Genomic DNA, 13,388 nt, shown 5'->3' with positions numbered 1-13,388 from the left:
CGGGTGGGGCACCACGGGCTGGACACCCAGGGTGCTTGCGAATGGCTCGTTGGGTGATGCGGGGCGATGCGATCGTCGGCGGGGCGATTCGCTGTGCGGTGCAGATGTAAAGGTGAAGGGAGCGGAGCGCACGCTGGACTCTGGCATCAGACATTGGATGCCAGCTGCAGAAGGTCGGTCAATTCCCTGGGTTCACGCATGCACAACGTTCGAAATTTCGAGCTGATTTCGGATCGCCGATGTCACGGATGCTAGACATACTCCTGGACATGTCAACAGCACGCGGCCGGTCAACTACCCGCCTCCGTCTCGCCAACCGTCAACACGAGAAGGTCGTCGCGACATCGAGAGTTCCGATGCCCTGCTGAGCTTCGAAATATTTCGATATCCGTAACGCATCATGCGAGGCATATTGACGGCAGCTGTCGACCTCCTAGCCTCCAGAGAGGAGCCCGGCGAATCAGTCGCGTTCGCAATCTCGAACATTGAGATCCCCCCTGCCAGCCGAGCGCTCGCTCCTTCACAGAGAGAACGACACATGACCACTCCATGCCCTCGACGATCCATACGGAGCCCCCCCCGGTTCACCGCACGGCTGTCGAGTAAGTACGACCGGGGTCTCGTCGCGTGGCGGGGACGCGATTCCGCGTTCGCTACCGCGTCGGTCCACGACAGTCCTGATCATCGGGGGCAGTGGTTACCTGGGCGGCGAGCTGATCCGGCAGGCAATCGCCTCGGGACGGGAGACGTCCGCGCCGTTCACTTTCCCGCCCCGGCAGAACCTCGGGGGCGGCCTGGTATCCGCTCGACATCCGCAACCCTGCCCATGTCACCGACCTCGCCGCCGCGTTGCGGGAGATCGCACGGTCCGGTACTGCCGGCGCGTTCCACCTCGCCGGGCCGGACGCGCTGAGCCGCCACGATCCCGGAGTGCCGATCGCCCGGCGCGACGGCCGTCCCGGGTTCCCGCAGACAGCCGTCGCCCTCGCCGACCGATCCCCGCCCGGCACGTGTCTCCGGACAAGCCAAGACGCATTCCTTGACACGAATATTCTTCTTGAGGAATACTTGCCGTCATGGACGCACTCCTCGCCGCACTGGCCGACCCGGCCCGCTGGCACCTCGTGAGCCTGCTGGCCGAGCGCCCCCGGTCGGTCGGCGTTCTCGCTCAGCTCACCGACGCACGCCAACCGCAGACGACCAAGCACCTGCAGACCCTTGAGCGCTCCGGCGTCGTGACTTCCCAGCGCACAGGTCAGCGCCGCGTCTACACACTCCTGCCCGGTCCCCTGCGGGACCTGGCAGCCGCGCTCAGTCAACTCGCCGACACCGCAGACCAGCCCGACGGCCCACGTGCGACTCACGACCGATACGGGCTGAGTGTCGACGCGGAGCGGCTCGCCGCACAGGAGCCGGGGTGGGCCGACGGCCGCTCGTTCACCTTCCACCGGTCACTGGCAGGGCGTCCCGAACTGGTCTGGCGCCACCTGACCGAAGCCGCACTGCTCACGCACTGGTGGACCCCCGAGGACCTCCGTGCCTCCGAACTCGTCTTCGAGGCCCGTCCCGGAGGGCGGATCGTCCAGGAGTACCGCGATGCGGAAGAAGTCGCCGACTCCGGCCTGGTCGTCGGGCGCGCGGAGGGGGTCGTCGACGACGTACGACCCGGTGAGCACCTCGCCTACCGGCTCTCCCCGCTGCTTCCCGACGGCCGCCCTGCTTTCACCGCCCACGTCGCCATGGGCCTCGGCCCCACCGACACGGGCACGGACCTCGACGTCCGCTGGCGAATCACCGACAGCACGGTCGACTCCGCGGGCTTCATCGCGGGCATCGAGATCGGCTTCGGCCAGAGCCTCGACAAACTCGCGGCGGCCCTCACCGCGTACGCACACGACACCGACAACACCGACAACACCGCCACCAGGAGCATGAAATGACACAGCAGACCGTCGGCCGCCGAGTTGTCACCAACATGGCCCTCTCCCTCGACGGCCACTACGCCGCACCCGACAACCCGCTGGACATGCGCTGGGTGATGCCGTACGCCGTGACCGATGTCGCCCGCGACCATCTGACCAGTCTCTGGGAGCCGGCGACGACGGCCCTGCTCGGTCGGGTCAACGCCGAGGGCTTTCTCGGATTCTGGCCCACCGTCATCGGCATGGAGGGTGCCGACCCACGCGACGAAGCCTTCGCGAAGTGGCTCGTCGACACCGACAAGGTGGTCCTCTCCTCCACCCTCGACACCGCGCCGTGGGAGCGCACGACGATCGCGAACAAGCCGACCGTCGAGGTGGTCACGGACCTCAAGGCCACCGAAGGCGGCGACATCCTCGTGCTCTCCAGCGCGAGCGTCGTCAAGGCTCTTCTGGTGGCCGACAAGGTCGACCGGCTGGCGCTCACGGTCTTTCCGGTCTTCCTCGGCGGCGGACCGCGCCTCTTCGACGACGGCCTGCCCGCGAGCCAGTGGACACTCGTCAGCCAGTCCGCGGGCGAGCACGGCACATTGGCCCTCGTCTACGACCGAGTCCGCTGAGTCGTCCGATCAACCCCGTCTTCCGACGGGCGCCCAGGGAGAAGGCCGACCTGACGTGCCGGATCCGCCGGGGTCCGCCCCTCAGCAGAGCCAAGGGGCGGATCCCGGCGGTCGCTCACCGCCTCAGCAGGTCATGACAGCGGCGGGTAGGCGTTCCGGACCAGCTGCTGGAACTGGGCGGAGAACCAGCGTCCGGCCAGCGGCGAGTTCGGCAGTGCGCCCGTGAGGTTGTTGCCGTTGCGGGCGTTGCCGCCATACGTCGGGTCGCACATCCGGTCGAAGCCCTTGCCCTCGTCGTTGGGGATGGCCGTGCTGTTGCCGTCCGACTCCCCCGGCGGCTTGACCCACACGTAGGCGTCGATACCGGCGGCCGGAGCCGCGGTCGGCCGTTCGCCGATGCCCGCACCGCTCTGGTTGCACCAGTTGCCGGCGTGGATCCGCCGGTCGATGCGGGTGGCGTCGACATAACCGTCCACGGTGGTCTGCGTACCAGGACCGGTGGGCCGGGCGGAGCCGCCCCAGCCGTTGCGCGAAGTGTCGATCAGCATGCCGAGTCCGGAGTTGAATCCGGCCGCGACGAGCTTGTCACGGAACGCCTGGGCGAAAGACTGCTCGTCCACGTACTGGTTCCAGTCCACCCACTTCGACTGGCGCACGGTCTGACCGCCCACCGTGTCGGTGGCCTTGAGATACGGCTCCTTGGTGGGGCTGTAGTTCGCGGTGTTGACGATGAAGCCGGCCACGTCGTTTACGCTCGCGCCGTTCGTCGTCGCGACCTTCTGGAACTGTGTCACCGCGGGAGCGAGGTTGCTGTCCCAGCCGAGCCAGCCGTGGTGGGCGGCGTCGATGTAGTTGTAGACGCCGGGGATGTTGCCCAGCTTGTCGAGGGCGTAACTGACACCCTTCTCGTAGTTGCCGTTGGCCTTCATGGTCACGCAGACGTCGGTGGAGGTGGCGGTGCCGCCGGCGTTGGTGACCAGGTTGGGTAGCGAGTCCGGCTCAATGATGGTGGCGATCCGCAGGCCGGCGTACTTGGCTTCGGACATGATCGACACGATGGGGTCGATGTACTGGGTCTTGTACTTGTCGAGGTCGTTGGGCCCGAACTCGCCGTTGGAGGCGAGGGCGGCGCAGTCGCGGCCGGGCAGGTCGTAGATCACGATCTGGACGACGAGTTCACCGGAGCCCTTCTGCTTCAGCGCCTCGTCGAGGTGGGCGCGCAGACCCATGCCGCCGCTGACGCCGTTGATGGCGGCGATGCGGTCGAGCCAGACGGCGGTGGGCTGGCTGGCGATGCTGCTGCCGCCCGGCTCGGCTGCGGCCTTGGCGGACCACTCCGGGTTCACGTACACCTTGGCGCCGGTGTAGGGGTTGTCCACACGGTTGCCGGTGCCGCCACCGCCGTCTCCGCCGCCTGTACCTCCGCCGGTACCACCTCCGGTGCCGCCACCGGTACCACCGCCAGTACCGCCTCCGTTGTCGACGTTGCAGGCGACACCGTCGAGCGTGAACGTGGCGGGCACGCTGTTGGTGCCGCTGTAGGAGCCGTTGAAGCCGAAGCTGACCGAACCGCCGCTCGCGAGCGTGCCGTTGTAGTTCTCGTTGGCGGCGTTGACGTCGGCGCCACTCTGGCTGATCTTCGCGTTCCAGCCGTTCGTGATCCTCTGATTGCCGGCGTACGACCACTTCACCGACCAACCCGTCTTGGCAGCCGCGTTGTTGGTGATGGTCACGGCGGCGGTGAAGCCGGTGTCCCACTGGCTCTGCACCTTGTAGTCGACGGTGCAGGGGATGGACGACGTGGCAGCGCCGGCCTGGCCGACGATGAGCGCCGTCCCCGACGTCCCGGCGACCAGCGCCAGGGCGGCGAGCAGCGATGTCCTGGTGTGACTCATGAGTGCGGGCTTCCTTTTCTTGATGTGGACGTGCGGATGCGGGCCGCGCGAACGGTCGCGCGAGCCGACGCACTACGGGTGGCAGTGCCTTCGCAGACGGAGATCAAGGACGGATCGGAGGAGCGGTCCTGCACGTTCCGGGTCCGGCCGGACAGGACGGGCTCACGGTCGTCGCACCACGTCATGCCCCGGTCGACAGGCGACCGCGGGTTGGTGTGTCCGTCGAGCTCGGACTTCATCGGTGCGGGATCGCTCGCCGGCGTCACGGCCACTGATCGGCTCAACGCCCTGGAAGGGGCTGTCCCACTGGCTGGTGACGGTGTGTCCCACTGTGCGCGCGGCCGTGGCTCCCCTGGCCGAGAACACAGGTGGAACAGCGCTCAAGAGAGCGTCGCTGACTAAAAGTACTGAATGCGGGGGGTGTCGCATGAGCGAGTCCTTACATCCTGGCGCACCCCTACGGACACGTCGAGTGATGGAACCGCTCCCACTGGTGAGGGGGAAGTTAGCGTCAACTGGCGGGGTTTCATAGGGTCCTTGCGAAACTTTCGCTCTCTCAGGGTCAGTTCGAACTTTGAAGTCGTCGGCATCTTGACCGATCCCTCCTCCATCTCCACGATGGGAGCGCTCCCACTGGATTCCCCCCTCGGCATCTCTCCCTGAGTCACGTGACGCAAGGAGGAACAGCACATGGATCCCGGACGCAAACGCAGAGCGGTGCGGCGGTTCTGGACCTCAGCCGCCGCTGTGTTCGCTCTACCCCTGTCGATACTCGCCAGCGGGACGACCACCGCGAACGCGGCGTCCGTGCAGTGCAGCGTCGACTACAAGACCAACGACTGGGGCTCCGGCTTCACCGTCGACCTCACCCTCACCAACCGCGGTACCGCCGCACTCGACGGCTGGACCCTGACCTACGGTTACACCGGAAACCAGAAGCTCGCGAACGGGTGGAACGGCACATGGTCCCAGGCCGGCGAGGCCATCACCGTCAGGAACGCCCCGTACAACGGCACCGTCGCCCCGGGCGCCGCCGTTTCCGCAGGCGCACAGTTCAGCTACAGCGGCAGCAACGCCGCGCCGACCAACTTCGCGGTCAGCGGCACCAGTTGCATCGGCGCCCACCAGCCGCCGATCACCGTGCTGACCAGCCCGGCCGCCGGCGCGGTCTACTCGCTGGGTGACGCCGTGCCGCTCGCGGCGACCACGGCTGCCGCGGACGGCGCGACGATCAGCAAGGTGGAGTTCTACGACGACACCACGCTGCTGGGCACGGACACGAGCGCGCCCTACACGCTCGCCGCCTCCGGTTTGGCTGTGGGCAGTCATTCCCTGCTGGCGAAGGCGTACGACAGTCTGAGCGCGTCGGCGGAGTCCACCCCGGTCGGCATCACGGTCGCCGCAGGGCCCGCCGTGGTGGCCTCCACCGGCCAACTCGCCGTCCAGCAGGGCAAGTCGGCGACGTACGACGTGAAGCTGTCGACCCAGCCGTCGGCCAACGTGACCGTGACGACCGCCCGGACCGGCGGCAACACGGGACTGTCGGCGACCGGCGGGGCGTCGCTCACCTTCACCCCGTCGAACTGGAACACCGTGCAGAAGGTGACCGTCACGGCGGACTCCTCCGGCACGGGCGCGGCGACCTTCGAGTCGACAGCCACCGGACACGGCAAGGCGGCGGTGACGGTCACCCAGATCGCGGCCTCCAAGACGTACGACGCCCGGTTCCTGGAGCTCTACGGCAAGATCACCAACCCGGCCAACGGCTACTTCTCCCCCGAGGGCATCCCCTACCACTCGGTGGAAACGCTGATCGTCGAGGCGCCGGACCACGGCCACGAGACCACGTCGGAGGCGTACAGCTACCTCCTGTGGCTCCAGGCCATGTACGGGAAGATCACCGGCGACTGGACCAAGTTCAACGGCGCCTGGGACATCATGGAGAAGTACATGATCCCCACCCACGCCGACCAGCCCACCAACTCCTTCTACAGCGCCTCCAAACCGGCGACCTACGGGCCCGAGGAGGACACGCCGAACCAGTATCCGACCGCGCTCGACCCGTCCGTGCCCGTCGGCTCGGACCCGCTCGCCGGTGAGCTGAAGTCGGCCTACAGCACGGACGACGTCTACGGCATGCACTGGATCCAGGACGTCGACAACACCTACGGGTTCGGCAACACCCCGGGCGGCAAGTGCGAGGCCGGCCCGACGGAGACCGGACCGTCGTACATGAACACCTTCCAGCGCGGCCCGCAGGAGTCGGTGTGGGAGACGGTGCCGCAGCCGACCTGCGACGCCTTCAAGTACGGCGGCACGAACGGCTACCTGGACCTGTTCACCGGGGACAAGTCGTACGCCAAGCAGTGGAAGTACACCACCGCCCCGGACGCCGACGCACGCGCGGTGCAGGCCGCCTACTGGGCGGACCTGTGGGCGAACGAGCAGGGCAAGGGCTCGGCCGTGTCGGGCACGATCGCCAAGGCCGCCAAGATGGGCGACTACCTGCGGTACGCCATGTACGACAAGTACTTCAAGAAGATCGGCAACTGCGTGGGGCCCTCGTCCTGCCCGGCCGGTACCGGCAAGGACGCCTCGCACTACCTGATGTCCTGGTACTACGCCTGGGGAGGCTCCACCGACACCACTGGGGGCTGGTCCTGGCGCATCGGATCCAGCTTCGCCCACAGCGGCTACCAGAACCCCCTGGCCGCCTACGCGCTCAGCTCGTACGCCGACCTGAAGCCCAAGTCGGCGACAGGGCAGGCGGACTGGACGAAGTCGCTGCAGCGGCAGATGGAGTTCTACCGCTGGCTGCAGTCGGACGAGGGCGCGATCGCCGGCGGCTCGACGAACAGCTGGGCAGGCCGCTACGCGACCCCGCCGGCCGGGAAGTCGACGTTCTACGGCATGTACTACGACGAGCAGCCCGTGTACCACGACCCGCCGTCCAACCAGTGGTTCGGTTTCCAGGCATGGTCCATGGAGCGGGTCGCCGAGTACTACCAGCAGACGGGCAACGCCGCCGCGAAGGCGGTCCTCGACAAGTGGGTCAAGTGGGCGCTGTCCAAGACCACGATCAACCCGGACGGCAGCTACCAGATTCCCTCCACCCTCAAGTGGTCGGGCCAGCCCGACACCTGGAACGCGTCAACTCCCGGTGCCAACAGCGGACTTCACGTCACCGTCGCCGACTACACCAACGACGTCGGGGTGGCGGCGGCCTACGCCAAGACACTCGCGTACTACGGCGCCAAGTCCGGTGACGCGGCGTCGAAGTCGACGGCGAAGGCGCTGCTGGACGGCATGTGGAGCCACTACCAGGACAGCCTCGGTATCGCTGTTCCCGAGACCCGCACCGACTACAGCCGGTTCAACGACAGCCTTTACGTGCCGAGCGGCTGGACCGGCAAGATGCCAGGCGGCGAGACCGTCGACTCGTCCTCGACGTTCGCCTCGATCCGGTCCTTCTACAAGAGCGACCCTGCCTGGTCGAAGATCGAGTCCTACCTCAAGGGCGGCGCCGCGCCCGTCTTCACCTACCACCGGTTCTGGGCCCAGGCGGACATAGCCCTGGCCATGGGCTCGTACGCGGAACTCCTCGAGTAGCCCCCGCCGGCGATCCGCGTACGCGACCCCGTCGCCTGGTGACGGGGTCACCAGGCCGGGCAGCCCCTACCCCTCACGGGGGCTGCCCGGTCCTCGCGCGCGATTCCGGCACGGAGACACCGCGCCGTAGTGCCCGAAGCACGTCCCGGCCACTCTTCCGACCCTCCCAGGCCACCCGAGCCGCCCGCGGAACGGCACGGATTCCCCAAAGCAAACGCAGGTCCACGGAACCCCGACCAACGGGTTCCGCATTCGACCACCAGCGATAACACCCATACCTCCCTACTCGGTTCGGGAGCGCTCCCAGTTCGCGGGTGCACGGCACTCGCTCCGCTCCTGAAGTCGTGTGCTCGGATGCCTCCGGCCGGTAAGATCGGTGATCTCTTGGGGAGGCGGTCATGGGCAGACGACGCCCGGGCACACCGACGCTGGAGGAGGTGGCCGTCCACGCGCGGGTGGGACGGGGCACGGTCTCCCGCGTCATCAACAACGCGGCGGGCGTGAAGGACTCGACACGTCGGGCCGTCCAGCGTGCCATCGAGGAACTGGGCTACGTGCCCAATCTCGCAGCCCGTTCCCTGGCCGGGCGGCGGGCCGACGCCGTCGCCCTGGTCATGACGGAGCCGGACTGGCGACAGTTCGCCGAGCCCTTCTTCTCCGAGATCGTCCGCTCGCTCGGAGACGCGCTGACAGACACCGGGATCCAACTCCTGCTGACCCTGGTCCGCTCGGACACCGAGCGGCAGCGCTTCCTCGAGTACGCGCGCGGCGGCCGGGTCGACGGAGTCCTGCTGATGTCCGTGCACGCCGGTGATCCGCTGCCGGACATGCTCGCCGAAGCCCGGTTGCCGACAGTGCTGCTGGGGCGCCGCTCGGGCGAGGAGTACGTCAGCTACGTCGACGCGGACAACATCGGCGGAGCTCGCAGCGCCGTCTCCCACCTGCTGCGACAGGGCCGCAGAGTGATTGCGACGATCACCGGGCCGCTCGACCTGTACGCCGCCCAGTGTCGACTGCGCGGCTACGAGGAGGCCTTGGCGATGGCGGGCCTGGAGGGCGAGCCGACACGTGTCGCCGAGAGCGACTTCACGGCGGAGAGCGGACGCCGCGCCATGGCCGAACTCATCGAACGGCATCCGGACATCGACGGCGTCCTCGCCGCGTCTGACACCACGGCCGCGGGGGCCCTGGAGGCGCTGCGCGCGGCCGGCCGTCGGGTGCCCGCGGACGTCGCCGTGATCGGTTTCGACGACTTCTCACTGGCCCAGCGGACCGAACCACCACTGACCACGGTGCGCCAGCCGATCGAGGAGATCGGGCGGGCCATGATCCGACTGCTCCTGGAGGAGATGGAGGAGGGCGCCGTGGCCTGGCGTCACGTCATCCTCCGTACGGAGCTGGTGGTCCGCGAGTCGACCTGACCCTTCGTCGGGAACTCGTTCGGGGAGCGCTCCCGGAGCCGGAGTGCTGTGTCTCGGTGCACCCGTCTGACCTGCGTCTCCGAAATCGGTTGGGCAGGTTCATGCCGACAGTCTTGTCAGGGACCTGAGCGATCCCTACAGTCCCAGCCGAAGCCAGGATTGGGAGCGCTCCCATTCACAAAGTTGTGGGAGCCCTTCCGTACCCCCCATCCTTCGGAAGAGGATCCGCATGCGTCCTTCCCCGCACCATGCCCGCAGCGCGCGTGGCCTGTTCGGCGCGCTGCTAACCTCGCTCGTCTCACTGGCCGCGCTTTTGACCACGGCGTCAGTGGCACAGGCCGACACCACGATCTGCCAAGCCTTCGGTGCGACGACCATTCAGGGCCGCTACGTGGTCCAGAACAACCGCTGGGGTACCAGCGCCGCCCAGTGCATCTCCGTCACCGACTCGGGGTTCAGGATCACCCAGGCCGACGGATCCGTCCCCACGAACGGCGCTCCGAAGTCCTACCCGTCCGTCTACAACGGCTGCCACTACACCAACTGCTCGCCCGGAACCAACCTTCCCGCTCAGCTCAGCACCATCTCCAACGCGCCCTCAAACGTCTCATTCAGCTATGTGAACGACGCGATCTACGACGCCGCGTATGACATCTGGCTCGATCCCACGCCCCGCACCGACGGCGTCAGCCGGACCGAGATCATGATCTGGTTCAACAAGGTCGGATCCGTCCAGCCCATTGGTTCCCCGGTCGGCAACGCCAACGTGGGCGGGCGCGACTGGCAGGTGTGGTCCGGCAGCAACGGCTCGAACGACGTGCTGTCGTTCGTCGCGCCGTCGGCGATCACCAGCTGGAACTTCGACGTCATGGACTTCGCCCGGCAGGCGGTCTCCCGGGGACTCGCGCAGAACAACTGGTACCTGACGAGTGTCCAGGCAGGGTTCGAGCCCTGGCAGAACGGCGCGGGCCTCGCCGTGACCTCGTTCTCCTCCACCGTCAACAAGGGCACCCCCAGCGACCCGGGCGGCCCCGGTGGCCCGGGCACCCCCGGAGGATCCACGGCCTGCAAGGTGGCGTACGGGACGAACGTCTGGCAGGGCGGCTTCACCGCGGACGTCACCATCGCCAACACCGGGTCCTCCGCCGTCAACGGCTGGAAGCTCGCGTTCACCCTCCCCTCAGGGCAGCAGATCACCAGCTCCTGGAACGCGAACCTGTCCGGGTCGTCAGGAGCGGTCACAGCGAGCAACGTGTCCCACAACGGCCAGGTGGCGGCCGGCGGCCAGGCGACCTTCGGGTTCCAGGGCTCCTCCAGCGGCGCTTTCACCAAGCCCACCGCCTTCAGCCTCAACGGCACTGCCTGCACAACCGCTTGACCTGCGTTCGCCTTCCGGGGCCCGCCTGATTCCTTCACACGGACCGGTGGGCCCCGGCTGCTGGCGGCGGGGTCAGTGCCGTGCGAACTGGACCCCTGTCGACTGCACGACATCCGGGCGCACAGCGATCCCGTTGACGGTCAGCCGCTCTCCGTAGATGTCGGTGATCCTGATCGCGCCGCCGCACCCGCTGCCGTCGGGGGAAAGGAAGTAGTTGTAGCCGGTGCGGGTCAGCCGGCGCCAGCCACCGCTGGTGCGGACCTCCAGCCGGGCGAGCGGGTTGCGGTGACCGATCGCCTGGATGCCGCACCAGTAGCGGCTGGATCCGTCCTTGTAGCGGATCGAGATCGTGCCCACCGCGTCGGAACTCAACAAGCTCCAGGTGATCGCGATCCGGCCGGTCGAGATGGGAACCAGTTTAGCGAAGGCCTGTTCGCTGAGGTCGAGTTGCCCGGGTGCACAGGGCAGGGGGCATTCGTTGGTGATCTTGACCGTGACGGAGGCGCCGTTCGCCGTTCGGACGAGCACATATGCACCACAGGCCGCGGACGTCTCGTAGTCGGTGGCGTTCATCGCGGCGATCATCATGTCGTCGCTCGGGCCGAAGGAGCAGGCACCGTCCCCCACCCCGGCCTTGTAGACCGTGGCGACTCCCTGGTAGGTGACCTTGGGCCGGATCCGTCCGGCCAGGGACGACGTGGCGGGAGCCGTCCGCGGGGCGGCCGACTTCGGGGCCGCCGACGGGGTCGCCGAGGCCTTCGGGGCCGGGGCGCTCGGCGACGGGGACGCGGTGCCGGCCGAGGGGGTCGGGGAGGCCGCCGACGGAGACGCGCTGGCGGGTTTCGTCTCTGGCGGCGTCGGCGCGGGAGTCTCCGGGGAGTTGGCCACGGCGGTGGCGGCGGCCTCCCCGGCATCCGCCGCGCCGTCGGGGTTCATCGTCGTGAACAGGCCGACGAGAAGACCTGTGACGACCACTCCCGTGGCGATGCCCACCATCAGACCGCGTCTGCGCCTGCGCTGCCGCGCGGCCCGGCGTGATTCTTGCATGTCCATCCGTTCGGAAGAGCGTGTTGCTGTTGCACCACTCAGTGGCCGCAGGCGGCGAAAAGGTTGCCGCCGACTTTTCGGTCGGTCGCGCGCCGGGAATGGGCAGCCGGGCGGAGGGATCTGGGCGCGGTCTCTGTGGCGTCCCCTACCTCGGCCGACAAGTCGTGTCAGGCGGGTTCGAAGCGGGTGGTGGGGTTCTCAGCCGACGGGGACCCCGGCCCCGTGGTCCCCGTAGCCCTCGTGGTCCCGCCCCAGCGCCTTCAGGCGGGAGCACGGCTCGCTTCGGCAGCAAGGCACTCGTCTGTGTGACCCGGGGTGGCGGGATCCAGGCGCGTCACCCCGGGGCCGCTCAATACAGAACACATGGGATGTCTACCGAGGTACGGTCGGAGATCGATCAGGGAACGCGCCGAGGTCGGTCTCACATGGACTCACGGGCCGACACCTGGGTGTTCAGCGTGCCGGGCCAGTCGGCGAACGGGCCCGGCAGGGGCGCCGATCCGGCAGTCACCGGCCACCGGCCGGGCAGCCTCGCCCGCACGGAGGGGGACCCGCGACGCCCCGAGGTGTCCCCAGGTGCCAACGGTCGCGGGAACGCCCTACGTTGGGCCGAGATCGGTGAACAACAGATGGTGGTCCGAGCTCAAGGTGGGTTGCACCCGGTGCCGGAGCGGAGTGATACCTCGTAGGAAGACGTAGTCGAACTTGCTCTGCCAGTCGGTGGTCGGCTCACACGTGCCGCCGGACGAGGGACGGCACTGGGCATCCGTGTCCGCGGCCAGCGCCCACATCGGGGCTAGTTCGGGAGAGTCCGGCACCGCGTTGAAGTCGCCGAGAACGATCGCTCGCTCGTGCCTCGCGACAGCTGCCGCGAGCACCCGGGTCTGTCCTGCCCGGAACTCTTCCTGACGTCGCTGGGCGAGGTGTGTGTTGAAGACCCGGACGGGCCGCCCACCCACCTCGGTGGTGACTGCCATGTACCCACGGTCCTCGGATCCACCGTCGGGGTATTCCACATTGACGCGGTCTGTCATCGGTGCCGCGGAGAGAATCGCCTGGCCGAAGCCTCCAGGACTCCACGGCACTCCCCCGCAACGGCCCCAACTCTGAAGCACCGAGCCATACTTGACGTGGTAGACCAGCCCGTATCGGCGCTTGAGATAGTCCCGGATCCCCTCGACGTCACGCACGCATGCTTCTTGCATGCCGATGACCTGGGGCGCATAAGTGGCGATGTCCGCTGCCCGGTCTGCGTTGCTCTCGTCGCAGGGGTTGCAGATGTTCCAGGTCATGACCCGGTTCGGTACGACATCCCGCACGGCACCGACAAGAACTGACCTCGCGAAGAGAGTGTCGCTCGGCGCGCTGGGGCCGACGAGCACCATGCAGGCCAGGGTCAATGCACCCGCGAGCAACCGCGTACCCCTGCCGAGCATCGTCGCCTCCTCAATGCGCTCCAGCCGTCATCCGGCGTCTTCCCGCACGAGGTTAGACGACGG

8 protein-coding genes and 1 pseudogene are annotated in these 13,388 nt (G+C 67.9%); 6 read left to right on the top strand and 3 right to left on the bottom strand.

Going from position 1 to position 13,388, the window contains the following annotated elements:
• Window positions 1–807 precede the first annotated feature (807 nt).
• The 3 genes and pseudogenes from G3I56_RS43815 to G3I56_RS15110 form a co-directional block, all read left to right on the top strand.
• Window positions 808–954, top strand: a pseudogene (locus G3I56_RS43815) (dTDP-4-dehydrorhamnose reductase); the annotation flags it as partial.
• 122 nt (window positions 955–1,076) lie between these two features.
• Window positions 1,077–1,940 (top strand): metalloregulator ArsR/SmtB family transcription factor, encoded by an 864-nt coding sequence (locus tag G3I56_RS15115; RefSeq protein WP_164409494.1) that lies wholly within the window; start codon window positions 1,077–1,079, stop codon window positions 1,938–1,940.
• A complete protein-coding gene (locus G3I56_RS15110; RefSeq protein WP_164409493.1) occupies window positions 1,937–2,539 on the top strand; it encodes a dihydrofolate reductase family protein in 603 nt (200 codons plus the stop codon). The genes G3I56_RS15115 and G3I56_RS15110 overlap by 4 nt, the downstream gene beginning before the upstream one ends.
• A 131-nt stretch (window positions 2,540–2,670) precedes the next feature.
• Here G3I56_RS15110 and G3I56_RS15105 read toward each other — a convergent pair whose 3' ends face one another.
• Window positions 2,671–4,434: a glycoside hydrolase family 6 protein gene (locus G3I56_RS15105; protein WP_164409492.1), complete on the bottom strand. Its 1,764-nt coding sequence runs from the start codon at window positions 4,432–4,434 to the stop codon at window positions 2,671–2,673.
• A 690-nt stretch (window positions 4,435–5,124) separates the two neighbouring features.
• Between G3I56_RS15105 and G3I56_RS15100 the strand changes: the two genes are divergently transcribed.
• The 3 genes from G3I56_RS15100 to G3I56_RS15090 all read left to right on the top strand — a co-directional run bounded on the left by G3I56_RS15100 (window position 5,125) and on the right by G3I56_RS15090 (window position 10,842).
• Window positions 5,125–8,043, top strand: a complete 2,919-nt coding sequence (locus tag G3I56_RS15100; protein ID WP_164409491.1) for a glycoside hydrolase family 48 protein — start codon at window positions 5,125–5,127, stop codon at window positions 8,041–8,043.
• 398 nt (window positions 8,044–8,441) lie between these two features.
• Complete coding sequence (locus G3I56_RS15095; protein ID WP_164409490.1) at window positions 8,442–9,464, top strand: LacI family DNA-binding transcriptional regulator; 1,023 nt, start codon at window positions 8,442–8,444, stop codon at window positions 9,462–9,464.
• Between the two features lie 229 nt (window positions 9,465–9,693).
• On the top strand, window positions 9,694–10,842 hold the full coding sequence (locus G3I56_RS15090; protein WP_164409489.1) for a cellulose binding domain-containing protein: 1,149 nt from the start codon (window positions 9,694–9,696) through the stop codon (window positions 10,840–10,842).
• 72 nt (window positions 10,843–10,914) lie between these two features.
• Here the strand turns inward: G3I56_RS15090 and G3I56_RS15085 are convergent, their stop codons facing one another.
• Together G3I56_RS15085 and G3I56_RS15080 are read right to left on the bottom strand one after the other, a co-directional pair.
• Window positions 10,915–11,889 (bottom strand): RlpA-like double-psi beta-barrel domain-containing protein, encoded by a 975-nt coding sequence (locus G3I56_RS15085; RefSeq protein WP_239134905.1) that lies wholly within the window; start codon window positions 11,887–11,889, stop codon window positions 10,915–10,917.
• Between the two features lie 599 nt (window positions 11,890–12,488).
• Window positions 12,489–13,325, bottom strand: coding sequence for an endonuclease/exonuclease/phosphatase family protein (locus tag G3I56_RS15080; protein WP_164409487.1), 837 nt, complete (start codon window positions 13,323–13,325; stop codon window positions 12,489–12,491).
• Window positions 13,326–13,388 lie beyond the last annotated feature (63 nt).

Origin of the sequence: Streptomyces sp. SID12488 (assembly GCF_010548275.1) — a bacterium.
Classification (GTDB): domain Bacteria; phylum Actinomycetota; class Actinomycetes; order Streptomycetales; family Streptomycetaceae; genus Streptomyces.
Note: the sequence above shows the minus strand (reverse complement) of the source record. Positions and strands in the feature narration are given on the sequence as shown.